Source organism: uncultured Brevundimonas sp., from assembly GCF_947305955.1.
Classification (GTDB): Bacteria; Pseudomonadota; Alphaproteobacteria; order Caulobacterales; family Caulobacteraceae; genus Brevundimonas.
Map to the genome: position 1 here is coordinate 1 of NZ_CAMZFB010000016.1, position 22,923 is coordinate 22,923.

Annotated in this window: 23 protein-coding genes; 4 read left to right on the top strand and 19 right to left on the bottom strand. The window is 62.9% G+C overall.

Annotated elements, in window-relative coordinates; genetic code table 11:
• From Q0Y42_RS05875 to Q0Y42_RS05925, 11 genes are all read right to left on the bottom strand, one after another.
• A partial coding sequence (locus tag Q0Y42_RS05875; protein ID WP_297801174.1) for a hypothetical protein occupies nt 1-219 on the bottom strand: 219 nt, incomplete at its 3' end.
• The gene (locus Q0Y42_RS05880) at nt 216-1,163 is read right to left on the bottom strand and encodes a nitronate monooxygenase (protein WP_297801176.1); all 948 of its coding nucleotides are present in this window, start codon (nt 1,161-1,163) and stop codon (nt 216-218) included. The genes Q0Y42_RS05875 and Q0Y42_RS05880, both read right to left, overlap by 4 nt.
• Nucleotides 1,163-2,878 (bottom strand): class I adenylate-forming enzyme family protein, encoded by a 1,716-nt coding sequence (locus tag Q0Y42_RS05885; RefSeq protein ID WP_297801178.1) that lies wholly within the window; start codon nt 2,876-2,878, stop codon nt 1,163-1,165. The genes Q0Y42_RS05880 and Q0Y42_RS05885 overlap by 1 nt, the downstream gene beginning before the upstream one ends.
• 37 nt (nt 2,879-2,915) lie before the next feature.
• Nucleotides 2,916-4,385, bottom strand: a complete 1,470-nt coding sequence (locus Q0Y42_RS05890) for an AMP-binding protein (RefSeq protein WP_297801181.1) — start codon at nt 4,383-4,385, stop codon at nt 2,916-2,918.
• The gene (locus tag Q0Y42_RS05895; protein ID WP_297801183.1) at nt 4,382-5,608 is read right to left on the bottom strand and encodes a thiolase family protein; all 1,227 of its coding nucleotides are present in this window, start codon (nt 5,606-5,608) and stop codon (nt 4,382-4,384) included. The genes Q0Y42_RS05890 and Q0Y42_RS05895 overlap by 4 nt, the downstream gene beginning before the upstream one ends.
• Nucleotides 5,605-7,263, bottom strand: coding sequence for an aldehyde dehydrogenase family protein (locus Q0Y42_RS05900; RefSeq protein ID WP_297801185.1), 1,659 nt, complete (start codon nt 7,261-7,263; stop codon nt 5,605-5,607). Before Q0Y42_RS05900 ends, Q0Y42_RS05895 begins: the two co-directional genes overlap by 4 nt.
• A 1-nt stretch (nt 7,264) precedes the next feature.
• A complete protein-coding gene (locus Q0Y42_RS05905) occupies nt 7,265-8,413 on the bottom strand; it encodes an acetyl-CoA C-acyltransferase (RefSeq protein WP_297801187.1) in 1,149 nt (382 codons plus the stop codon).
• Nucleotides 8,414-8,422: 9 nt separating this feature from the next.
• A complete protein-coding gene (locus tag Q0Y42_RS05910) occupies nt 8,423-9,883 on the bottom strand; it encodes a carotenoid oxygenase family protein (RefSeq protein WP_297801189.1) in 1,461 nt (486 codons plus the stop codon).
• Nucleotides 9,884-9,973: 90 nt separating this feature from the next.
• Entirely contained in the window at nt 9,974-10,864 is an 891-nt protein-coding gene (locus Q0Y42_RS05915; RefSeq protein ID WP_297801191.1) for an SDR family NAD(P)-dependent oxidoreductase, read from the bottom strand.
• On the bottom strand, nt 10,861-11,592 hold the full coding sequence (locus Q0Y42_RS05920) for a DUF1295 domain-containing protein (protein WP_297801193.1): 732 nt from the start codon (nt 11,590-11,592) through the stop codon (nt 10,861-10,863). The genes Q0Y42_RS05915 and Q0Y42_RS05920 overlap by 4 nt, the downstream gene beginning before the upstream one ends.
• Entirely contained in the window at nt 11,582-11,914 is a 333-nt protein-coding gene (locus tag Q0Y42_RS05925; RefSeq protein WP_297801195.1) for a hypothetical protein, read from the bottom strand. Before Q0Y42_RS05925 ends, Q0Y42_RS05920 begins: the two co-directional genes overlap by 11 nt.
• 43 nt (nt 11,915-11,957) lie before the next feature.
• Between Q0Y42_RS05925 and Q0Y42_RS05930 the strand changes: the two genes are divergently transcribed.
• Nucleotides 11,958-14,153 carry a TonB-dependent receptor gene (locus Q0Y42_RS05930; protein WP_297801197.1) on the top strand — a complete coding sequence of 732 codons (2,196 nt, stop codon included), beginning with the start codon at nt 11,958-11,960 and terminating at the stop codon, nt 14,151-14,153.
• Nucleotides 14,154-14,219: 66 nt separating this feature from the next.
• Here Q0Y42_RS05930 and Q0Y42_RS05935 read toward each other — a convergent pair whose 3' ends face one another.
• The 8 genes from Q0Y42_RS05935 to Q0Y42_RS05970 all read right to left on the bottom strand — a co-directional run bounded on the left by Q0Y42_RS05935 (nt 14,220) and on the right by Q0Y42_RS05970 (nt 20,921).
• A complete protein-coding gene (locus Q0Y42_RS05935; protein ID WP_297801199.1) occupies nt 14,220-15,155 on the bottom strand; it encodes a helix-turn-helix domain-containing protein in 936 nt (311 codons plus the stop codon).
• Between the two features lie 130 nt (nt 15,156-15,285).
• On the bottom strand, nt 15,286-15,957 hold the full coding sequence (locus tag Q0Y42_RS05940; RefSeq protein WP_297801201.1) for a TetR family transcriptional regulator: 672 nt from the start codon (nt 15,955-15,957) through the stop codon (nt 15,286-15,288).
• The gene (locus Q0Y42_RS05945) at nt 15,957-17,051 is read right to left on the bottom strand and encodes a CaiB/BaiF CoA-transferase family protein (RefSeq protein ID WP_297801203.1); all 1,095 of its coding nucleotides are present in this window, start codon (nt 17,049-17,051) and stop codon (nt 15,957-15,959) included. Before Q0Y42_RS05945 ends, Q0Y42_RS05940 begins: the two co-directional genes overlap by 1 nt.
• Entirely contained in the window at nt 17,048-17,842 is a 795-nt protein-coding gene (locus Q0Y42_RS05950; RefSeq protein WP_297801205.1) for an SDR family oxidoreductase, read from the bottom strand. The genes Q0Y42_RS05945 and Q0Y42_RS05950 overlap by 4 nt, the downstream gene beginning before the upstream one ends.
• A gap of 73 nt (nt 17,843-17,915) precedes the next feature.
• Nucleotides 17,916-19,106, bottom strand: a complete 1,191-nt coding sequence (locus Q0Y42_RS05955) for an acyl-CoA dehydrogenase (RefSeq protein ID WP_297801207.1) — start codon at nt 19,104-19,106, stop codon at nt 17,916-17,918.
• A complete protein-coding gene (locus Q0Y42_RS05960) occupies nt 19,103-20,164 on the bottom strand; it encodes a phosphotransferase (RefSeq protein ID WP_297801209.1) in 1,062 nt (353 codons plus the stop codon). The genes Q0Y42_RS05955 and Q0Y42_RS05960 overlap by 4 nt, the downstream gene beginning before the upstream one ends.
• 124 nt (nt 20,165-20,288) lie before the next feature.
• Nucleotides 20,289-20,714: a GreA/GreB family elongation factor gene (locus Q0Y42_RS05965; RefSeq protein WP_297801211.1), complete on the bottom strand. Its 426-nt coding sequence runs from the start codon at nt 20,712-20,714 to the stop codon at nt 20,289-20,291.
• A gap of 27 nt (nt 20,715-20,741) precedes the next feature.
• Nucleotides 20,742-20,921: a hypothetical protein gene (locus tag Q0Y42_RS05970; RefSeq protein ID WP_297801212.1), complete on the bottom strand. Its 180-nt coding sequence runs from the start codon at nt 20,919-20,921 to the stop codon at nt 20,742-20,744.
• 322 nt (nt 20,922-21,243) lie between these two features.
• Between Q0Y42_RS05970 and folP the strand changes: the two genes are divergently transcribed.
• From folP to Q0Y42_RS05985, 3 genes are all read left to right on the top strand, one after another.
• Nucleotides 21,244-22,086, top strand: coding sequence for a dihydropteroate synthase (folP, locus tag Q0Y42_RS05975; RefSeq protein ID WP_297801214.1), 843 nt, complete (start codon nt 21,244-21,246; stop codon nt 22,084-22,086).
• The gene (locus Q0Y42_RS05980; RefSeq protein ID WP_297801216.1) at nt 22,086-22,445 is read left to right on the top strand and encodes a DMT family protein; all 360 of its coding nucleotides are present in this window, start codon (nt 22,086-22,088) and stop codon (nt 22,443-22,445) included. The genes folP and Q0Y42_RS05980 overlap by 1 nt, the downstream gene beginning before the upstream one ends.
• Before the next feature lie 68 nt (nt 22,446-22,513).
• Nucleotides 22,514-22,858, top strand: a complete 345-nt coding sequence (locus Q0Y42_RS05985) for an SMR family transporter (protein ID WP_297801218.1) — start codon at nt 22,514-22,516, stop codon at nt 22,856-22,858.
• Nucleotides 22,859-22,923: the final 65 nt, after the last annotated feature.

Below are 22,923 nucleotides of genomic sequence, written 5' to 3' on the forward strand. Positions count from 1 at the left end.
CGACAGCCCGCCATGCACCAATCCCACAAAGTTCGAGTGACCCGCGTCTACGTCGCAGACCATCCGCATGAAGCCTCGATCCGCCTCAACGGGGTGGGCGGCTATGCGCTCTACAAACCCGCCGGGCGTCTTGGTGGCTATCCACTTACGAGCGAGCTCCAAACCGCTTTTGCTGGTGTCCAGCTGGAACGAGGGCGGGGTGATGATGGGCGCGGTCACGAAGTCATCTCCATTGCGCGGCTGTGGGCAGCGAAACGGTCGATAGCGGTCCAGTATTCGGCCTCGAGGCGATCGACAATCTGGGCGGTTGGCAGCACTGCGTCGATAGACTGAAGCCCCTGACCTGCAGCCCAGATATCTTGCCAGCGCTTGTGGGCGGCGTCCCCCGAATAGTCACGGGTGACGGGGGCGCTGAGCTCCTTCGGGTCCAGTCCTGCGGCGACCAGACTGGGGATCAGCCACGAGGCATTGGTGCCGGTGATGGCTGGTGACACCAGCAGGTCATCGGGACCGCTGTCGACCACCATGGCCTTATAGCCGTCTTGCGCGCGGCTCTCGGTCGCCGCAAGAAAGCGGGTACCCATATAGACGAGGTCCGCTCCCGCCGCGATGGCACCGGCCACGCCAGCGCCGTCGGCAATCCCACCACCCACAGCGATATAGCCGTCGAAGAAGTCACGGATGGCAGAGATGAAGGCGAACGGATTGAGGTGTCCGGTGTGGCCACCTGCGCCCGCGCTGATACAGGCCATGCCGTCAACGCCTGCCGCCGCCGCCTTGCGCGCAAGGGCCATGTTCACGACATCGGCAAACACCAGCCCGCCATAGCTCTTTACCGTTTCCATCACCGGCTTGGGGGAGCCCAGCGCCGTGATGACGATCTGCGGCTTGTATTCCGCCACGAGGGCGAGATCATCGGCCAGTCGGGCATTGGTGGAATGGGTAATCAGATTGGCGACCCACGGCCCGTTATCGGGTGACAGGGCATCGGTAATCTGGCCCATCCATGCGTCTAGCTCTGCGGATGTGCGGCAGTTGGGCGTGGGAAAGGCCCCGCCAATGCCGGCCTTCGCTGCCGCGATAACCAGTTCGGGCCCACTGACAAGAAACATGGGAGCAGAGATGACCGGAAGGCGCATCTTGAATGGGAAGGGCGCAGTCATCATTTTGCTCCCGTCTCGGTCAACTGAAGGCGCAGATCGCGTTTCAGCACCTTGCCGACTGGATTGCGCGGAAGGACGTCGATCACCTCTAGCCGCTCTATCTGCTTATAGACCGCCACTTGTTTCTCTTGCGTCAGATAGCGGTTGATCTCGACCATGTCGGCGACGTGGTCCGGTTTGAACACGACGAAGGCGCACAGGCGTTCGCCCAAATTTTGATCGGGTGCGCCCACGACGGCGACATCGGCGATCGCGGGGTGACCTTGCAGGTGGCCCTCGATCTCTTCGGAGGAGATGTTCATTCCGCCGCGAATGATCACGTCCTTCAGCCGCCCGACAAAGCGATAGAACTGTTTGCGATCGCCAGCGATCTCGAATAGGTCGCCGGTCTTGAACCAGCCATCTTCATCGAAGGCGCGGGCGTTGATGTCAGGGGCACGCCAATAGCCGGAAAACACGGTGGCCCCCTTCACCCGCAATTCGCCGGGGATACCGGCGTCGGTAATCTCGGCCTCAGTCTCGGGATCGACCAGTCGTGTGGCTAGGCGATCGTGCAGGATGGCTTTCCACTTAAAGTCTGGCCCTAGTCGCGGGAACAGGGCGGCGCGTTCGGCGGCGTCCGGCACATCCTTCTGGGCGCTGGGAAAGGAAGCCCCTTCGTTGGAGCCGAAATAGTTGACGATCTGGACCCCGTATTTCTCGTAGAAGGTCCGCACCATCCATTCCGACAGTGGGGCCGAGCCGGAACCGATCGAGCGCAGACGCTCGAAGTCGATGCCCCCTAACAGCCGCTCATTCTGGAGCAGAAGGTTGAGGACGGCGGGCGGTGCCACCGTATAGTCGATCTTCTCCTCGCGGATTTGCTGCAGGAAGACCGGCAGGTCGAACGGCTGGTGCTGGATCAGGCGTCCCCCGAGGATCAGCCATGATACATAGCTGGTGGAAATACCCGCCATATTCACCATCGGGAACGGGTTCAGCAGAACGGCCCCGTCCTGCAGGTCTGCGGCATCGCTAACGCCTAGACCCATGATAATCCATTCATTGTGACTGCGTGGTACGCCCTTGGGCTGCGCCTCCGTGCCGGAGGTCCAGCAGATGGTCACCACATCGTCGGCACAGATGTCAGCCGCGGTGGCGGCCTTCTGCCCGTTGGCCAGAGCCTCGCTGTCCTGATCATCGGCCAGCCGGTCAAGATCGAGCGTTCCGTCAGGGGCATTGCCGCCTATGACGAGCACATGCTCAAGGGTAGGAGCCGCAGCCTTTACGCCCATCATCATGGCCGCGTGCTCGTGCTTGCCGATACGGGCAGCCGTGATGATCGCCTTGGCATCGGTACGGGTAACAATCGAGGTCAGCTCATGCTCGCGATACTGGACCGGCGCGGGGGTGATGATGATGCCCAGCCGGATACAGGCGGCGTAAAGCAGGCACAGCTCGGCCACATTGGGTAACTGGAAGGCCACGATATCGTCCTTGCCCAGACCCAAAGCCGTCAGGGCGGCGACGTAGCGATCGACCCGGCTGTCAGCCTGAGCCCATGTCAGACGGGCCGGGGCCCCCCCTAAGATTGCGTCACGGTTGACGGGATCGACTACGGCGATCTCTTCGGGTTTGGCTGCCACGTGCTTCCGGAACAGATCGTCCAGCGTGGTGTCGCCCCACCATCCTTTGGCCTTGAATGCGTTGATCCGCTCTTCCGGCACAATAATCATCGCTGCCTCCTCCCTTGTACGAAATTTTGCCCAGCGGTCATTGGATTGCCGTCTGGATCATCTTGAGCACGTCGCTCCGCACCACCTTACCGACAGGGTTGCGAGGCAGGGCGGCCACGACATGGATGACTTTCGGTGTGCGGACCGCACCCACGCGATGTCGCACAAAGTCGCAGAGCGTGGCCGTATCGGCCTCCTCTTTGAGCGCAACCACGGCCTCCAGCCGCTCGCCCCACAACCCGTCTTCCAGTCCGAGTGCACAGGCTTCCTTCACGGCGGGATGGGCGCACAGGGCCGCTTCCACCTCTGCGGGATAGATGTTGTAGCCGCCCGAGATGATTATCTCCTTGGCGCGGCCCAGTAGATACAGATGCCCGTCGGCACCGCGCCTTCCCACATCGCCTGTACGCAACCAGCCGTTGATGCGTGCGGCTGCGGTCTGTTCGGGATCATCCAGATAGACAGTGGCACACAGATCGCCGCGCACCAGAATCTCGCCCTGACCGGTTTGACTTTGGATCACGCCGTCGTCGCTAAGGAAGGCGATGTCGAGGCCGGAAAATACCTTGCCCACACTGGACCGAAGGACTTCGTTCTGCATGTCGGCGGGCGACAGTCCGGCAATGGCCATTGGCGCTTCGGTCTGGCCGTAGAGGGTAGACAGCACCGGGCCGAAACGCGTGATGGCCTGTGCGATGCGCGGCGGCGGCATGGGGGCGGCGGAATAGGTCAGATGCCGAAGGCCGGGGAAGTCGGAAGGGGTAAACGCCGCCTCTTCCATCAGCAGATAGATCAGCGTCGGCGGCATGAAGGCACAGGTAACGCCCGCTTTCAGCGCCTGCAGAATGTCTGCCCGATCCGGCTTGCCCAGCAGGTGGTGACAGCCCCCCGCCGCCAGCACCGGCAGGATATAGTGGGAAGCGCCATGCGTCAGGGGCGCGACCGCCAGATTGAGGTCGTCTGCGCCAAACCGATAGAAAGCCTGCAAGGAGGCTAGCGCCGCGGCCGCGCTGCGAACGGTCTGCACTACGCCCTTGGGAACACCGGTTGATCCGCCGGTGAATTTGATGGCGAAAACGGCGTCGGGATAATCCTCTATGTCCGGGAGAACCGCAGCGCCCGCCGCCTGCCAGTCGTCCAGACAGAGGGACGAGCCAGACAGGCCCACCTGCTGGATCGAGGCGCGATCATGGAGCGTCAGTACCAGCTCCGCCCGTGCATGAAACTGTTGGTTCAGCGATAGTCCGTTGCGCGGATTGAGCGGAACCCACACCGCTCCGGCACGCAGTATCGCTAGATAGGCGCAGAAGTGGTCGATGCTGTTGTGGGCACACAGGCCGATGCGGTCCCCTGCCTGGATACCCCGCGCCATAAGGTCGGCGGCACGCTGCTCGACTGCGGCGACCAATTCAGCGTGGCTTAGAGTGCGTTCGCCGTTCGTCACAGCAGGGCGCGCGGCCTTTTGCTGCAGGTTGTCGTAAAGGGCGCGGACCGGATGGCGGATCATGGCGCGCGCTCTAGTACTGTCACGACCGTGGCGGCTTCTTCAACGCCGAGGAAGCCTCCGCCGTTTTCCGCTACGCCGATGCGGGCGTTTTCGACCTGTCGCTCGCCAGCCTCGCCGCGCAGGTGCTGGATGAGTTCATAGAGTTGGGCCAATCCGGTCGCACCGACGGGGTGCCCCTTGGCCACCAGCCCGCCGGAAGGATTGACCGGCGTGCCCCCGCCAAGAGCAAAATCGCCCCGTTTCAGTCGCCCGCTGACCGTGCCGGCCACCGCCAGGCCGAGGTTTTCTATCTGTTGGAGTTCGGCATAGCTGGTCGCGTCATGCACCTCGGCCAGATCGATATCGACAGGACCGACGGAGGCCTGTTCATAGGCCTTTAGCGCGGCGCGGCGGCCGATGTGGTTTTCGAAATCTTCCGGCGCACGCTGGCTGGCACTTACAAGGGCACAACTACGGACCCGCACGGCCCGCGATGCCGCCCCCAGTTTCGCCAGTCCCTTGGCGGTGCAGACGATGATAGCCGCCGCCCCGTCGCTGATCGGCGCGCACATGGCGCGGGTAAAGGGATGGACAATGGGTTTGTCGGCCAATACCTGCTCCACGGTCATCGGGGTGCGGTACTGGGACTTGGGGTTCAGGCGCGCCGCCGTGTGGTTCTTGGCGGCGATGCGGGCGAGGTCTTCCTGCGTCGAGCCATATCTTTCGGCATGGGCACGGGCCTGCGCGGCATAGAGGTCCATGAACAGGCTGCGCCCGTCACCGGGGGCTTCGCCTCCCATTGTAGCAATATAGTCAAGCACTGACTGACGGTTATGGATATCGGTCCCGCCCGCAAAGGCTGCGGCCACACGCTCGGGACGGTCGGGAAAGATCATCTTCTCCGCACCGACCACCAGGGCGATATCGCCCGCGCCCGCCTTCAGCCAGTTCATCGCCTGCCATAGGGCGGTCGAGCCGGACGCACAGGCATTCTCGACATTGGTCACCGGAAAGCCCGTCAGACCCAGGGGGCGCAGGGCGATCTGGCCGCGCACGGTGTTCTGGCCTTCCAGCATGGGCTGGCGGGTGTTGGAAAACCACGCCGCCTCGATGTGCGAAATCTCCGCGCCCGCATCGGCCAAGGCGTCACGCACGGCTTCGGCAGTCAGTGACTTCACGCTGTCGCCCAACCGCTTGCCCAGTGCCGTCATCGACGCTCCGGCGATGAAGACCCCGGTGCTCATGCGCCGGGCCGTCTGCGCTGGACGATGCGGAAGCGCGAGGCGACAAAGGCCAGATCGGCCAGACAGGCATTGCCTGCGGGGTTCAGTCCCGTGACGTGATAGTCGCTATAGGCGGCGGCAAAGTTGATCCACATCGCCCCCGTCAGATTGATCGTCAGATTGGCACCCGCCATTTCGTAAAGCGGGGCCGAGCGGGCGATGAAATCCTCGTCCGTCGAATACATGTAGGACGAGATGGAGCCACGGGTCTTGGCCAGTGTGGTGGCCTCTTTCACGGCCTCATCGCCGTCCATCGACACGACAAACAGAACCGGCCCGAAATGCTCCTCGGCATAGAGATCGGCTGCCGAGCCCTTGCTGGCGATGACCAGCGGCGTCAGGGTGCGTGCATCCGGAAACTGGGGGTGGTCATAGGGCGCGGCCTCGCGCAGCACCTGCACGCCGTCGCGGCCCTCGATGGCGCGGCGCACATCGGCCACAGCCTTCAGGCTGACCTCGCCCTGGATGGCCCCCATGATGCCGGCGGCCTGTGCGGGATCATCGGCGATGGCATCGATCTGGCGGACCAGTGCCTGTCCGAACGCCTCGGTAAGGGCAGGGGCCACATAGATGACCTGTGGACTGGTGCACATCTGGGCCGAGAACAGCGACGAGGCGCGGGCGATGGCGCGGGCGGTGTCCTCCAGATCGGCGACCGAATGGACTACCACGGTGTTGACGCCCGCTGTCTCGGTGAACAGCAGCTTGCCCGTCACCGTGCGTTCCAGATGGCCGCCGTAACGGGGGCTGCCCGTAAAGTCGATGATCTGGATGGCCGGATGGTCCACCAGCACCTGCGCGACGGGCTCCTCCAGCGTATCGGCGGCAAGGGTGATCAGGTTGGCATCAAACCCGTAATCCATCAGAACCTTGCGGCATTCGCGTACCACAATGGCCATCGGCAGGATGGCTATGGGGTGGGGTTTGACGATGACCGGATTGCCCGTCGCCAAAGAGGCGAACATGGCGGGATAGGCGTTCCACGTCGGGAAACTGGCGCAACAGATAACCAGACCGATACCACGCGGCACCAAGCTATAGGTCTTGTCCAACGCCACGCGTTCGGCCCCGAACAAACGCTCGTACCGTCCTGTGCGGGCCACGTCGCGTATGGCCTTGGCGGCGTAGGCCAGCGCCTCGATCCCCCGATCCAGCGCATTGGGACCGGACCCGCTGAAGGACTGGGTATAGCTCTGACCCGCCACATGCATGACGGCCTGCGCCATTTCGAAATTGGCGTCATACAGGCGCTCGGCCATCTCGACACACAGGGCAAGGCGCAGTTCGGGATCGGCCTCGCGCCACGCGGGCCACGCGTCCTCTGCTGCCGCGATCACGGTGTCGGGCGAACAGCGCGGATAGGTGATGCCCAGCGGCTTTTGCGTATAGGGCGACACCTCTGCCCCGACCCGGTCCACCACGCCGGGCTGGTCCAGATCGAAGGGCTTGCCCAGCTGGTTCTCGAACGCCGCCTTGCCCGCCACCGGCTTGTCCGGTCCGTGGATCTTGGTCGAGGGCGAGTCCTTGAAGGGCGACCAAGCGATGCGTGTCTCGACCGCCGCGATGGCTTTTTCGATCAGATCGGCATGACGGGCGACCAGAGCGTCACGGTCCATCTCAGCGCTCCAGACGCTCGACGATCATGGCTGCGCCCACGCCCTGAGCGCCCGCAGCCACCACCAGACCATAGCGCCCGCCGGATTCATCCAGCGCATCCAGCAGCGAGGACAGAAGTATGGCCCCCGTGGCTCCCATCGGGTGGCCTTTGGCCAGATGGCCGCCACCCACATTCACCTTGTCCGCATCGACTTCATAGTCGCGCAGGAATTTGGCGATGACGACGGCAAAGGCCTCCATGAACTCGATCCGGTCCATGTCGGCCAGCGTCAGTCCGGCCTTGGCCAGCACCCTGTCCATCGCATCGAAGCCTGCTGTCAGCGAGGCCGCCGGATCGCCGCCCACATCGACCGAGGCGATTATGCGGGCGCGCGCCCCCTCGGGCGATGCCGACACCAGTGCCAGTGCGGCACCGTCCGTCATGGGCGGAGCATGGGCGATGGTATGTCGAAAGTCGATTTTGCGGCCTTCCAGCGCATCGGCATAGGGCTCGGCCAAAGGCTCGAAAGCGGGCGGAAGGCTGGCGAGGAAGTCGGCATTGGTCCGGGGGCGGGCTGGCTCTTCCTTGGTCAGTCCATTCACGGCAATCCGCGACGCCACCAGCGGCGTACCCTCGGCGGCGGCGGTGCGCTGTTGCGAGGTCAGGGCCACAGCATCCAATTCCTCACGGCTGATACCGACATCCTCGGCCAGGCGGTCGGCGGCCACCGCCACCGGAATGAAGCGGGCGCGCGGCTCCAGTTCATTGTCCCGGTAATAGTCGGCCTTGTCGGCCATGAAGGCGACACGCGACATCATCTCGACTCCGCCCGCGAGGACCGATTTGGCACTACCGGACGAGACCATCTGTCCGGCCTGGGCGATGGCGGTCAGTCCCGAGACGCAATAGTTGTTCAGGCTGATGGCAAAGGCGCTGTCGTCCAGCTTGGCATGGAGTTTGGCTACCAGAGCGATATGGCCACCTTGTGCGCCCACCTGACCCACGCTGCCTAGTAGCAGCCCCTCGGCCTCGCGCGGGGTATGGCCACGGGCTTCCATGGCATCGATCAGGGCGGTCACCAGCTGCTGCGGCTTCAGCGCGGCCAGAGCGCCTTCGGGGCGGGCCTTGCCACGCGGCGTACGGACAGCATCAACGATATAGGCGGTCATACTTGCGGCTCAGCTCCGGGCAATCTGGTCGCCGCGTGCCCATGTGCCGTGGAAACCGGCAGGGACGCGTGCAGGCAGGAGGACGCGGGCGACCGGCCCGTCCTCGAAGTTCTTCGCATCGATGATCTGGACTTCGGATCGACCGGTATTCTCGTCGGTGGCAAAGGCGATGACATAGCCGTCGTCCTCGTCCCTGGCGTCGATGCGCGGGGCAAAGGCGGGCTCGGAGCCGAACATCTGCGGCTCATAGTCATAGGTCTTGGCCGCGCCGGTGGTCAGGTCATACTTGATCAGACCCTTGAACCGCTGAAGCTCCGTATTGGACATGGCGACGTGGTAGGACCATTTCGTCGGGCGGCTGGCATAGTCCAGATTGACGACGGGGAACTCGCCGATGCGGTCATCCAGCTGGCGCTTTCTTATTTCTCCGGTGCGCATGTTCATCCGCCACTCGACCGGCACGGCGTTCAGCGCCAGCACATTCACCATAGCGGCATAGGGGCCGTAGTCGGGGTTCAGCGGATAACCGTTGGACACCATCATACAGGCGGTCATCACCACCTCTTCGCCGTCCTCCCAGCTGTTGACGACATGGTAGATGTAGCAGCTGTCGGTTTCGAACCAGCGGATCTGGTCGCCCCTGCCTCTGCGCGGGACGACGCCGAAACGGGCGGGCTGGTCGGCAAAGTGGATGTTCCACTGGCTTTTGCGCAGTCCGCTGTCGGTAAAGACGACGGGCAGGTCGTGCAGGATGACGTAGTTCTCGGTCAGACCCATGTCGTGCGGCAGGCGCGGTCCGGGCAGTTCGACACGTTCGAAATGGGTCAGCTCGTTCCGGGCGCTGACCGTGCCGAAGGTCATCCACGGCTCGTAGAGGGAATAGTCGAAAAAGACGAACTCGCCGGTCTTGGGATCAACCTTGGAGTGGGCCGAAACATGGCGGGGCAACTTGCCGCCAAAGTTCTCGATGCCGATGGTTTCAAGCGTGCGGGCATTTACCCGCACCGGTTGGCCCGAGATGTACCATAGGGCCATTAGCGAGCCGTTGTGGACGACCACGTCAGTGTTGGCGGTATCCTTGTAGACCCGCTCGCCGCGCGTCGAGTGGGGATCAGCCCGCGTGGACGGATACATGACCCCGCCCGCGCCACAGCCACCGTTCAGGTCGGCGACATGGTCGGGGCTGCGGATGAAGCGGTTGCGATACTCCGCCTTACCGTTCTCGAAATAGATGGCGTGCAGCATGCCGTCGCCATCGAACCAGTGGTGCAGCCCCTCGGGGGCCTGCGCGGGGTTGGGGCCGTTGCGATAGAAGCAGCCGTAAAGATCGCGTGGAATCTCGCCGATGACGTCCAGTTCAAGCGCGGTGGTCTCTTTCGCCACCGGCTCATAGGCCCCCTGAAGATAGGGGTTGAGCTGGTTGAGCGGGCTGAGCAGTCCGGTCTCGATACGATGGGCATTATCGGCCATGGCGATATCCTTCCCTGTGCGCAAGCACCGTCATGGGCACCTACATGCTTTTATAACGCGACTATGCGGATATTAGTCTGTTAGTGCAAGTCACAATGGTGTGGGCAGATTGGCCATCAAATCTTCAAAGGCGATCTGGCCATCTCCGAATGTTTTCCATGCGGAGATATCGGTCAGGGCCTCCAGATCACGAGTGAGGTCTTCGGGCGAGAAATCACCTTCGTAGTGGATCCCGGGCCCCTCGATGCGGGCGGCGCGGCGGACCGTACCGCAGCCTGCGACGATGGATTCGCCGTTCAAGGGGCAGTCCGACGACATCAGCCAGCTGGCTACAGGGGCCACGCGTTCAGGGGACATCAGCTTGGCACGAGTATCTTCCAGATACTCTGCCGTCATACCTGTCGCGGCATAGGGAGCCAGCGCATTGCAGTGAACGCCGCGCGGCCCGCCCTCCAGCGCAATGGTCCGCATCAGGCCGATCAGCGCCGCCTTGGACGCCGAATAGCTGGCCATACCGTGAACCCCATGTAGCCCTGCTGCCGAGGTGGACATGACAATGCGGCCATAGCCCTGCTCGCGCATGTGTCGATAGATGGGCAGGGTCGGAGTTAGGCTGCCGAAGAAGTTGACCTCGAACACCTCGCGAAAGGCTTCGGTGGTCTGTTTGTGAAGGGTCTTGGCCTCAGGCGCGCCCGCATTGTTCAGCAAGCCATCCACGCGGCCAAAGGTGTCCAGCGCCGCTTGCAGCAAACGCTCGCCCGAATCCGCCGCCTCGACGGCCAGCGGGGCGGCGACAGCCTGTCCGCCGATGGCTTTGATCTCGGCGACGACGCCCTCTGCCGAGCCGGGAGCATCGGCGGGGCGGGCGCGGGTGTTAACAACGATCCTGGCACCGCGCTTCGCTAGATCTAGGGCATAGGCTCGGCCAAGGCCGCGACCGGCACCGGTGATGATGATGACTCTGTCTTTAAGGCCGCTCATGCGCGGGTCTCCGTGACTTTGGAACTGCGGGGGCGGGGGAACGGGAAGAAGCGCGGCGTGCGCGCGCAATAGGCGGCCCAGGCTTCGGGGCGCGTGCGGGCCATGTGGCCCTCCTTGAACGGCGCAGCCGAGGCAAAGCCCATGAAATAAGTGTTGTAGGCAGGGCCGATGATACTCAGCCAGCCGAAGGGGTGACTGAGCGCCATGACAAACCAGCCGGCCCACATCAGGCTCTCGCCAAGATAGTTGGGGTGACGCACAAAGGCCCAGACGCCCGTGTCCAAAAGACCGCCCCGATTGGCCGGGTTGGCCTTGAACGCAGCCAGCTGACGGTCCGCTGTCGATTGCAGGCCAAAGCCCGACAGCCAGACCAACAGGCCTGCCCCAGCGATCCACAGAACGTGCGGCGTCGGGGCGGTCAGGATGAAGGCGAACGGCGCACACCAGACCCAGATGGTCACGCCCTGCAGCAGGTGCACCTGAAAGGCACTCCACCACAGCCAGTCCTTGCCAAAGGTCTTGCGCCAGTGGGCATAGGGCTGGCGCTCTGAGCGGATGTTGTGGCCCCATGTCTGGACCGACAGCCGCACCGACCACAGGGTCAGGGTGGCCAGAAAGCCGAGCGACAAGAGGTCATTGGCCGGACGATGGATGGTGTAAAGCGCCCATCCTGCGACCGCGGGAGCCAGCGAATAGGCCACATCCATGATGCCGTGATTACGCTTCATCGTCCCCGCCGCCCATGCGAGCGCTGTGATAACTGCGATCACCAAGCCACACGTCAGCCAGTTCGTGATGCCCTCCGCTAAAAGTGGTGGAAGGTCCAGAAGCCGCACAGCAAAGACCAGAAGTGGCACCGACATTATTACGTAATGCCATGCTTTTCCGCGTGTTTTTTTCGGCATGGCAACCAGCCATAGCACGCAAACCAGCGCCCAAATTGTCAGACTCAATGCCCGTGCATCCATCGGCATAGTGCCCTCCCTTGTTATTACTTTTATAAAAAGACTTGCAATAAAGGTTCACTAGCGCAAGCTTCATTTTGACCAAGGAGCCTCCGATCAACGGATGCCGGGGAGGTCAGGGAGCGAACATGAAATACATTGCGTCCAGTGCGTCAGCTTTGGCCCTTGTCATCGGTGCAGGCATGGCTGCACCGGCTATGGCCCAGTCGAATACCCAGGATGATGCTGTCAGCCTTGGCGAGGTGGTAGTCACCGCCCAACGCCGCGAGCAGAGCCTGCAGGAAGTGCCGCTTGCCATTACCGCCTTTGGTTCCGAGGCGCTGGAGCGCACCGCCGCAACGGGCATTCAGGATGTCGCCGGCAAGGTGCCGGGCGTGACCCTGACCCAGTTCAATATCGGAGAGCCGCAAATCTTCATCCGCGGCGTCGGCACGACCAGTGACTCGGCGGCTAGCGACCCGTCCATCGGCGTCTCCATCGATGAAGTCTCGATCGGTCGTTCAGGCGGTTCGTCACTGGGCTTCCTCGACATCGAGCGCGTCGAGGTGCTGCGTGGTCCGCAAGGAACCCTGTATGGCCGTAACGCCTCGGGCGGCGCGATGAACGTCTATACCAAGCGTCCGCGCTTTGAGAACTCGGGCCAGATCACGGCCCGCGCCGGCAGCTTTGAGGAGTTCGGCGTCGAAGGCTATCTGAATGGCCAGATGGGCGAGGATACCGCAGGGCGCGTGGCCTTCCGCTGGAACACCAACGACGGCTACGCCAAGAATATCGACACGGGCGGCAGCCTCGAGGGCGGCGACCAGTTCGGTCTGCGCGCGCAGATCCTGCACACGGCGGGGGATTGGGCCTTCCTTGGCGGCATCGACTACTCCAAGGACGAAATGCAGGGCCATGCCCGTATTCCGGTGACGGCCTCGTCCACGCCTGCGGCCTTTGTCGCCCTGATCAATAACATCCGTGGAGACATGACGGTCCGCGAGAGCTTTTCCTCGGCGGATAACTATCAAAACCGCGAGAACTGGGGCCTGACGGGTCGCATCGAATATGCGGGGCACCAGAATTTCGACTTCGTGTCGCTGACCTCATACCGCAGCAACGACTATGAGTGGCGCGACAATCTGGGCGGTATTCCGTTCCCGGCCTTCCCGCTGGCGGTTGATAATGCCGCTAATGAAGCGGCAACCCAGTTCAGTCAGGAGTTCCGCCTGACGTCCAAGGCGGGGTCGCGCATCAACTGGGTCGCGGGGCTTTACTACTTCCAGGAAGATGTGGACCGGACCGAATATTATTTGGTCCAGACGGCCCTGCCGATCGCACCGCCCAGCTTCGGTGGTGATACCAAGTTCGATCAGGTCGCATCCAACACCAGCTATGCCGTCTTCGGTCAGGCCACCATTCCGTTCGCAGAAATCTGGGAACTGACTGTCGGTGCCCGCTGGACCCACGATGACCGCGAGGTCCATCAGGTGGCGATTGATCGCGATCCGCTTCTGCCGGTCGGTATCCCGCTGGGGCCGACGGGGGCACCCTATGATGTGAAGGCCAACACTTCGTTTGAAGAGCCGACGTGGAAGCTGGCTCTGTCGGTCGAGCCGGTCGATAACGTCCGCTTCTATGCCAGCTATGACCGTGGCTATAAGGCCGGTGCCTATTCGGCCGGTGCCCAGACTGATCTGCAGGCCCAGACCCCGCTGAAGTCGGAAATCCTCGACAACTATGAACTGGGGGCCAAGACGACGCTGGCCAATGGTCGTCTGCGCCTGAACGCGGCTGCCTTCAAGCTCGATTACAACGACCTGCAGGTCTATGAGCTGGCCGGTCTGGTGCTGGTGACGTCAAATGCCGAGGCCGAGGTCAGCGGTTTCGAAATCGAGACGGCCTTTGCCGTGAACCACAACCTCACCATCGGTGGTTCCTATACCTCGCTGGACGCCAAATACACTTCGGACGCGACCGCCTTCGGTGCGACCCTCCCATATAAGGGCAATGTCATGCCGCGCTCGCCCGAGAGCCAATTCACCCTCTATGCGGACGGTCAATGGGATGCCTTCGGTGGCATCCTGAGCGCCCGTGCCGACTATCAGTGGACGAACGATTTTTACTTCGATCCGTCCAACGCCGCCGAAGTGCGCGTTCCAGCCTATGGACTGATCAGCGCCTTTGCCTCTTGGGAAAATGCCAACGGCTTCAAGGTCTCGGTCTATGGCAAGAACCTCGGTGACGAGGAATACCGCCAGCACGTGATCAAGAACGCCAACATCGGTTTTAGCGTCTTTGGTGCGCCGCGCTCCTTCGGCATTGCACTGAGCAAGTCCTTCTAAGACCTGCCTACAGGGCGATCCTGACCGTGACCCGCCGGTGCGCCACCGGCGGGTTCTCTTTTGCCCTCAATCCGCCCTTTCGACGTCCCAGCGGGTGGCGCGCGGGTTCATGGGTTGGCCGGTTTCAAGGTCGCATACAGTCGGCTTCAGGGCCTTGCCGCTATCGCGGTCCTTGAGGATCAGTGGCCGCTCACGGGGAGACAGCAGCCACTTCTGGCTCCATCCCAGCATGGCCAGAACGATGGGGTACATATCGCGTCCGGCCCTGGACAGCCGGTATTCGTAGCGGAGCGGCGTCCTCTGGTAGGGGCGTTTCTCCAAAACGCCATGGGCCGTCAGACGGGCTAGTCGATCGGCTAGAATATTGGTCGCCACGCCCAGAACGCTGTGGAACTCGTCAAAGCGGCGCACACGGAAAAAGGCCGCCGACAGTACGGCCCAGCTCCAATAGTCGCCGATGATCTCGGTCGAACGGTCGATGATCGGACGGTCCGAGGACGCGGGAACTGAACGCCGCCGTCGCGAAGTGGGGGGATCAATAAGCTTCAGGCCCGGCCCCGCTTCCCACGTGACGCGAGTGGGGTCCACCGGCTTGCCAAAGGGTTCGGTCAGGACCACGGGCTGGATACGGCCACCGCTCTCTCGGTCGAAGAAGGCAATCTCGTATCGTTCCTGTAGCGCGGACGCCGCCCACACCCGCTCCCACTGGCCCTGCATGACCGCAACGCCGAACAGATCCAGCCCTCTATCTGTGAGGCGATATTCGGTTCGCAGTCCGGTCTCGGCCTGTGTCTGGACAAAGATGCCCGCCTCGACCAAACGGCCAAGACGGTCAGTCAGAACGCTGCGCGGGGTGCCCAGCCTTTCGCACCAGACGTTGAACCGCCGTACGCCGTAAAAGGCCTCGCGCAGGATGAGCTGGGTCCACGCATCGCCGACAATGGCAAAGGCCCGCGCGACGGGATTGCCCATGACCAGTAGTCGCAGATCGGGATGCTGCACGGTGCCTCTCAAGGGGTCAGGGGCAGTTAGGCGACGTCGGCAATGTTTGAACAGGAACTATTCAAGAAACGAAGCTATACGAAGTTTAGACGGTTTCCTTGGCGCCCGACAACATTAAACAGCTTGTAAATTAAGCTTTGCCGGATTTGATCACGACGGCGCTGTTGGCATCTGTCTTGTCGATCAGCAGGCCCTGCAGGACCATGTCCAGTACGGTGTCTGCATAGCGGCGGCGCAGATCGTCATCGATGCGGTCAACGCCGAAACAATGGTGCAGGATGTGCTGGCCAAAGAACAGGTGATCACACGCCCCCAGCACGATGAAATAGAACATCATCGGATCGATCTCGCGGATCAGCCCTGCCGCGACGGCTTCGTCGAGCAGCTGTTTCTGGGTGGCGGCCAGCGGTTTGGAAACGGCCTCGGTCACTTCCTTGGCCGTATCAGGCGTCTGGAACATGGCGTGGATCAGCCGGTTCACGAACGGATAGCGGAAATAGACCGTAATCACGCCCTTGATGTGCAGTTTCAGCTTCTGGACAGGATCGAGATCCATCTCGACCAGCTCGCCCATCTGCACGATGGCGCGTCCAAGGATGTCCTTCACCAGTTCCAGCAACAGGCCGTTCTTGCTGCCGAAGTAATACTTCACCAGCGCCGAGTTCAGCTGTGACTTCTGGGCAATCTCGCTGAGCGAGATATCGATCGTGCCGCGTTCGGTCATCAGGGCGGCGGCGGCCTGTAGCAGTTGGACCCGCGAAGAGGCCTTGGTGGTGTCGGCATCCATGGCGCGTTCCTTCATCAGTTCGAGGCCTGTTCGAACGCGGCCAGCAGGGTTGCGGCATCCGTCCGGACCGGTTCTGGCGGGCGCGGCGTATCGCACGGCGTCGCCGAATAGCGCGGGGCAGGGGCGGGCTGCGCCACACCGCCGACGGTGATGTAGGTCTGGCGCGCCTTGTTGTGCGGGTGCTCCAGCGTATCGGCCATGCTCAGCACAGGGGCGAAACAGGCGTCGGCATCGGCAAAGGCTGTTTCCCATTCGGCGCGGGTGCGGCTGGCGATGACCTCGGTCAGCTTCGCCTTCTGCGCGGCCCAATCGGGCGGGCTCATCTGGTTGGCGAACAGGGGATCGTCCGCCAGGCCGGTGCATTGCAAAAGCTGGGCGTAGAACTGGGGCTCGATGGAGCCCAGCGCGATGTATTCTCCGTCTGCTGTCTCATAGGTGTCGTAGAAGGGCGCGCCGGAATCGAGAATGTTCACGCCGCGCTTGTCCATCCAGAGACCATTGGCGCGGAAGCCCCACATCATACTGGTCAAAAGGGCCGAGCCGTCGGTCATGGCAGCATCGATCACCTGACCCGCAGCGCCGTTCCTGACGGCCAGAAGGGCGGATACCATGCCAAAGGCCAGCATCATGCCACCGCCGCCAAAGTCGCCGACCAGATTAGCCGGCGGCGTGGGCTTCTTGCCCGCCCGACCGCACATGCCCAGTGCCCCCGAGACGGCGATATAGTTGATGTCGTGACCCGCCTTATGGGCCAGTGGGCCGTCCTGCCCCCATCCGGTCATCCGCCCGTAGATCAGCGACGGATTGTCGGACAACAGCACGTCCGGCCCCAGTCCAAGACGCTCCATAACACCGGGGCGGAAGCCCTCGATCAGGCCATGGGCGTGTCGACACAGGGCGCGGAACTGTTGGCGATCCTCTTCCTTCTTGAGGTCGAGCGCGATCATGGTGCGCGAGCGCAGCAGGGGATCCTTGGCATCGAACGGCGCATTGGGGCGCTCAATCCGGATGACCTCTGCGCCATGGTCGGCCAGCATCATGGCGGCGAAAGGACCGGGGCCAAGGCCGGCGATTTCTATGATGCGAATGCCGCTGAGTGGTCCGCTCATGACAATGTCTGCCCGTCGTCGATGGTGAAGACCGAACCGGTGACCTGTGCCGCCGCGTCCGATGATAGATAGAGCACGGTCGCGTCCAGCGCGTTCGTATCCATGAAGCGCGGACGGGCGAATTTGGCGATCAGCGCCTGACCCGTGCGCGATTCCGGCAGGCCCTCGGTCAGGTCGGTGTGCATATATCCGGGCGAGATGACATTCACATTGATGCCCTTGCCCGCCCAGTCGCGGGCCAGAACGCGGCCCATCTGGGTCACCCCCGCCTTGGTCGCGCTATAGGGCCCAAGACCCGGCGAAATCTGTTTGTCGGTGATCGAGGAAATAATGACGATGCGGCCACGGCCCGACTGTTCGGAGCCGTGCTTCATCATCCGCTTGGCCCCTTCGCGGACCGTCAGAAAGGTGCCGCGCAGATTGACCGACACCACCTTGTCGAACTCTTCGATCGGCAGGTCGATGGCACGGCCCACGGCGCTGAGACCCGCATTGGCGATGACCGTATCGACAGGGCCGAAATGCGCCTCGGCGGCGTCATAGGCGGCGATGGTCGAGGCCTCATCGGCGACGTCCATGGCGACGCTGAAGGCTTCGATACGCTTGGATTTCAGATCGGCCTCAACCTCGGCCAGCACTTCGGCGCGTCGTGCGGCCAGAACCACGCGCGCACCGCTCAGACCCAGAACCTCGGCAAAGCGGCGACCGATACCGGCAGACGCGCCGGTAACCAGTGCGGTGCGCCCCGAAAGATCGAAATTGAAACCGGCACTGACGCCTTGGTCGGACATACGAACAGCCCCTCACTCCATCCCTTGAGGGGATTAGGGACGGCGAGGGGCTGAAAGTCAATCGATTGATTAATTACGCGGTCGCGACGGCCAGTGTCTCGCGCTTGATCTTCTTGGCGAGGCTCCATTTGTGGACCTCGGTCGGGCCGTCATAGATGCGGAAGGCGCGGACCTCGCGGAAAATTTGCTCGACCACGGTGTCTCCCGACACGCCGGTCCCGCCCATGATCTGGACGCAGCGGTCGGCAATGCGGAACAGGGCTTCGGAGACCGCGACCTTGGCCATGGAGCTTTCAGCCGTACCCAGCACGCCCGTGTCCAGGACGCCCGCGCACCAGTCGATCATCAGCTCGGCCTGTTTCAGCTCGATCAGGTTCTCGGCGAGCATAAAGCCGACGCCTTCGTGATCGATCAGCGGCTTGCCAAAGGCGTGGCGCTTCACCGCATAGGCCGAGGCGATTTCGTGTGCGCGGCGGCAGGCACCCAGCCAACGCATGCAGTGCGTCAGACGCGCGGGCGACAGGCGCACCTGCGCGTATTTAAAGCCCTGATGCGGTTCGCCGAGGATGGCGTCGGAGGAGACGCGCAGGTTGTCGATCTTCAGGATCGAGTGGCCACCGGGCATGGAGCTGTCGATCGTTTCCAGCACCCGCTCGACCGTGATGGCCGGATTGGGCAGGTCGATCAGGAACATGGTGGCGGCGACCTTGCCGTCACCGGCATCGGTCTTGGCCATGATGATGCCGACCGAGGCCCCCACCGCGCCGGTGATGAAGGCCTTGCGTCCGTTGATGACCCAGTGGTTGCCGTCCTGAACGGCGGTGGTCTTGATCATCGACGGATCGGCACCGGCTCCGCCATCGGCGGCGGGTTCGGTCATGAAGAAGGCCGAACGGGCGGTGCCCGCGATCATGGGCTTGAGGAAATGGTCTTTCTGGGCGTCGTTGGCGACCTGACCCAGCATGTAGATATTGCCCTCGTCGGGAGCCATCACATTCAGCGCCACAGGGCCCAGCGGTGACAGGCCCGCCGCCTGCAGGATCAGCGCCGTCGAGCGGTGCGAGACGTGGTCTATGCCGCCCGGAATATGCGGGGTCAGCAGACCTGCCGCACGGGCCTTGTCACGCATTTCCGCGACCAGTTCATCGGTCGGGCCATGGCTTTCGGCGCGATGGTCCTTCTCGTAGGGGATGATGGTTTCGCGCACAAAGGCTTCGACACGGGCGGCGATTTCGCGGCCACGTTCAAGGTCATTCATAGTCATGCGGCGGCTCCGGTCTGAGCCCAAGCGAGGGCAGCGAGTTCGGGGAAGTTATCGGCCATGGTCTGGGCGTGCTCGGATGCGGCACTGCCACGCAGCAGGCGTCCCTTGATGCCGTGGAAGATGGCGGCGAAGCGGAACATGTTGAACGCGAAATAGAAACGCAGTTCGGCGTCGCTCGGCACGGTGCGGCCCGTCCGCTCGCAATAGGCGGCCAGATAGTCTGCCTCGGACGGAATACCGAGTGCCGCAAGGTCCGCGCCTGCGAACCCGCCGATCATGTGCGGCGGCAGGCGGTACATCATCATGTGATAGATGAAATCGCCCATGGGATGACCCAGCGTCGAAAGCTCCCAGTCCAGAACGGCACGGACAGTGGGGCCATCGGGCGCGAAGATCAGATTGTCGGCACGATAGTCGCCGTGGATGATCGACGACGCGCCGTCGTCAGCTGGCATATTCGCCGGAAGCCATTCGATCAGGCGGTCCATATTCGGATCGCGGCCAGCCAGTTCATCGGCCAGATACTGCTTTGACCAGCGCTCGATCTGGCGGGCGAAGAAATTACCCGGACGGCCATAGTCACCCAGCCCGACCGCTTCGGGATCGATGCTGTGCAACTTGGCGATGGTGGCGTTCAGCGTATCGAAATGGGCGGCCCTTTGTTCGGGCGTCAGATCGGGCAGGGTCGGGTTCCAGAAGATGCGCCCCTCGACCAGTTCCATCACATAGAAGACGCTGCCGATGACGGCTTCGTCCTCGCACAGGGCGACGGCGCGGGCGACGGGAAAGCCCGCCTTGGCCAGACCGGAGATGACGCGGAACTCGCGCTCGACCGCATGGGCCCCTTTCAGGATTGCACCGGACGGCTTGCGGCGCAGGACATAGGCCCCCGAGGGCGTGTCCATGCGATAGGTGGGATTGGACTGGCCACCCTTGAACTGGCTCAGCCGGATCGGCCCCTTGAAACCCTCGGCATGGGCTTCCAGCCAGCGCGTCAGCTCTTCCAGTGGCAGTTCGAAGCCGGGGCGAACCTCACCAGCACCTTCAAAAACACTCATGCCCCACCCCTCTATTTAATCGTTCAACTAACACTATTCGCCCATTCGGGTGACTTCAACGAATAATGCATGTGAACCACCTCACAGGGGGTGGGGTGTCATAGTCAGTCTGTTTATGCAAGCCTTAGTGTTGCAGGGTCTCGACCAGATCGAGGTCCTCGACCATCACCACTGTCAGGCGGCGCGTCTCGCCCGACGGGTTCGGCCAGTCGATCGTCTCGCCCTCGCGCAGCCCGAGCAGGCCCGCGCCTACGAAGGACAGAACCGAAATCTTGCCCGTGTCGATATCTGCATCCTTGGGCAGCACCAGACAGACGCGTCGCACATCCTGTGCGCCACCGTCGGTGAAATGAACCCAGCGGTTCAGCCCCACGGTCCCCTTGGGCAGGTCGGTGTCGGCGACAACCTCGGCGCGGTCCATCTCCTGTTGCAGCAGACCTGCGGCCCCCGTGCCGGGCAGATCCCCGACCAGTCGTTCAAGGGCGTCGAAATCGCGTTCGGTGATGGTGATGGCGGGCGGCGGCTGGGCCTTGGTGCGGGGACGGGACATGTTTTCTACTCCGGTAATGTTCAGTGATCAGGCGGCGCTGGGGCCGTCCGGATCGTCTGGGATGATGGGTTTGGTGATGATGGTGGGGCGGGCCCTGAACGGGATCACCTCGGCCATTTGAGGGACGGGGCGAGCGTGGTCGCAGCTCTGGTGGGCGGGGTGCGATTGACCGCAGCGGTCGCAATCCAATTCGTCAGGTGCAGACATGACACCAACTCCTTTTCAGTCGCGCGAATGAAGCAGGAACCCGACAGCCGGACGCGGCGCATTGGCGCGCAGACACCCGTCAGGTGTCTTTCAAATCCGGATTGAAGAGGTCAGGAACGCACAGAGACGGCCCCCGTAGCGGGGACCCGCCGGAACATCGGCGCGGTAAACCGCTACGGGCTAAAGGCCTTCGACGCGGCGACCCGCGTGCGTGAGGCGTCGAGCTTGGCTGACGAACCGTTGCATAACGGCTAGAGGCTGATCCCGACGGGTGTAAAAGTCAAATCCGCACACCCCATTTGGTGCATGGAGCCACTAGCGTATGACCCTGACTGGCCTGTTGAACGCCCGCCGCCGTCCCTTGGTGATGGGCATCGTCAATGTGACGCCCGACAGCTTTTCCGACGGCGGCCAGTACAATGGGCTGGACGCCGCCGTGGCCCATGCGCACCAACTGATTGCCGATGGTGCCGACGTGCTGGACATCGGCGGCGAGAGCACCCGTCCCGGCTCCGATCCCGTCAGTGCCGAGGAAGAGATCGCCCGCGTGGTTCCGGTGATCGAGGCCGTGCGGGCCCTATGGGATGGCGTTATCAGCATCGACACGATGAAGCCGCAGGTGGCCCGCGCCGCCGTCGCCGCCGGAGCCACCGTCTGGAACGACGTGACGGGGCTGGGGTTCGACGCGGACAGCCCCGCCACCGCCGCCGAACTGGGCGTGGATGTCATCCTTATGCACATGAAGGGCGAGCCCAAGACCATGCAGGATGCCCCCGCCTATGAGGATGTGACCGCAGAGGTCATGGCTCATCTGGCGGCCTGTGCCGAGGTGGCCGTCGATGCGGGCGTCGATCCCGACAGGATATGGCTCGATCCGGGGATCGGCTTTGCCAAGACGACGGCCCACAACCTGCGCCTGACGGCGGACCTGCCCGTGCTTTGCTCGCTCGGCTATCCGGTTCTCTATGGTGCCAGCCGCAAGCGTATGATCGCCGAGATCGACCCGTCAGCCACCGATGCCGCCGATCGTCTGGGCGGCACTCTGGCACTTCATCTGGAAGCTGTCAGGCTGGGGGCTGATATGGTGCGCGTGCATGATGTGCGTGAAATGGTTCAGGCGCTGAAGGTTCAGGCCGCGCTGTGGTCGTGCGGGGAGGCGCTCTGATGTTCGGTGTATCGCCCTATATTGCCCCGATCCTGCTGCTGGCGGTGTCGAACGTCTTTATGACGTTTGCGTGGTACGGCCATTTGAAGGGCGACCCCAAGCCCTTGTGGATCGCCGTCCTGCTCAGCTGGGGTATCGCCTTTTTCGAATACTGGCTGGCGGTTCCGGCCAACCGGATCGGCCACACCGTCTATTCGGCGGCGGAACTGAAGACGATGCAGGAAGTCATCACCCTTGCCGTGTTCGCGGGGTTTTCGGTGCTTTATCTCGGCGAGAAGCTGACCATCAACCACTTGATCGGCTTTGCCTTTATCGCTCTGGGGGCGTGGTTCATCTTCCGCGGGCCGATCGGCTCGTGAGATAACACAGGGTTTCGCGCGCGACGCGAGCCTTGCACCCGACGGCGGCTTGGCCCATCAGGCGGGCCATGTCTTGGCTCCTCTCTCTCAATCCGTGGCTCGTGCTGATCGTGGCGGGCATGTTCGAAGTCCTGTGGGCGTCCGGCGTGAAGCACGTCGGCGTGCAGCGACCCTTCATCTCGCTGGGCGTGGCTCTGGCGCTGGCGGCCAGCATGATCGGCCTGTGGGCAGCGACGCAGAAGCTCCCCGTGGGCACCGCCTATGCGGTGTGGACGGGCATTGGCGCGGTCGGTGCCGCGGTGGTCGGGATCGTGGTCTATCAGGAACCCGCGACGGCGGTTCGCGCCGTCTGCATCCTGTTGATCGTGGCCGGCATCGTGGGGCTGAAACTGTTTTCGGGGGCAGGGGCATGAGCCAATCAGAGAATTCTCTCGCTCAAGCCGCGGGCGACCGCGTCGCACGCGATAGCGAAACTAAA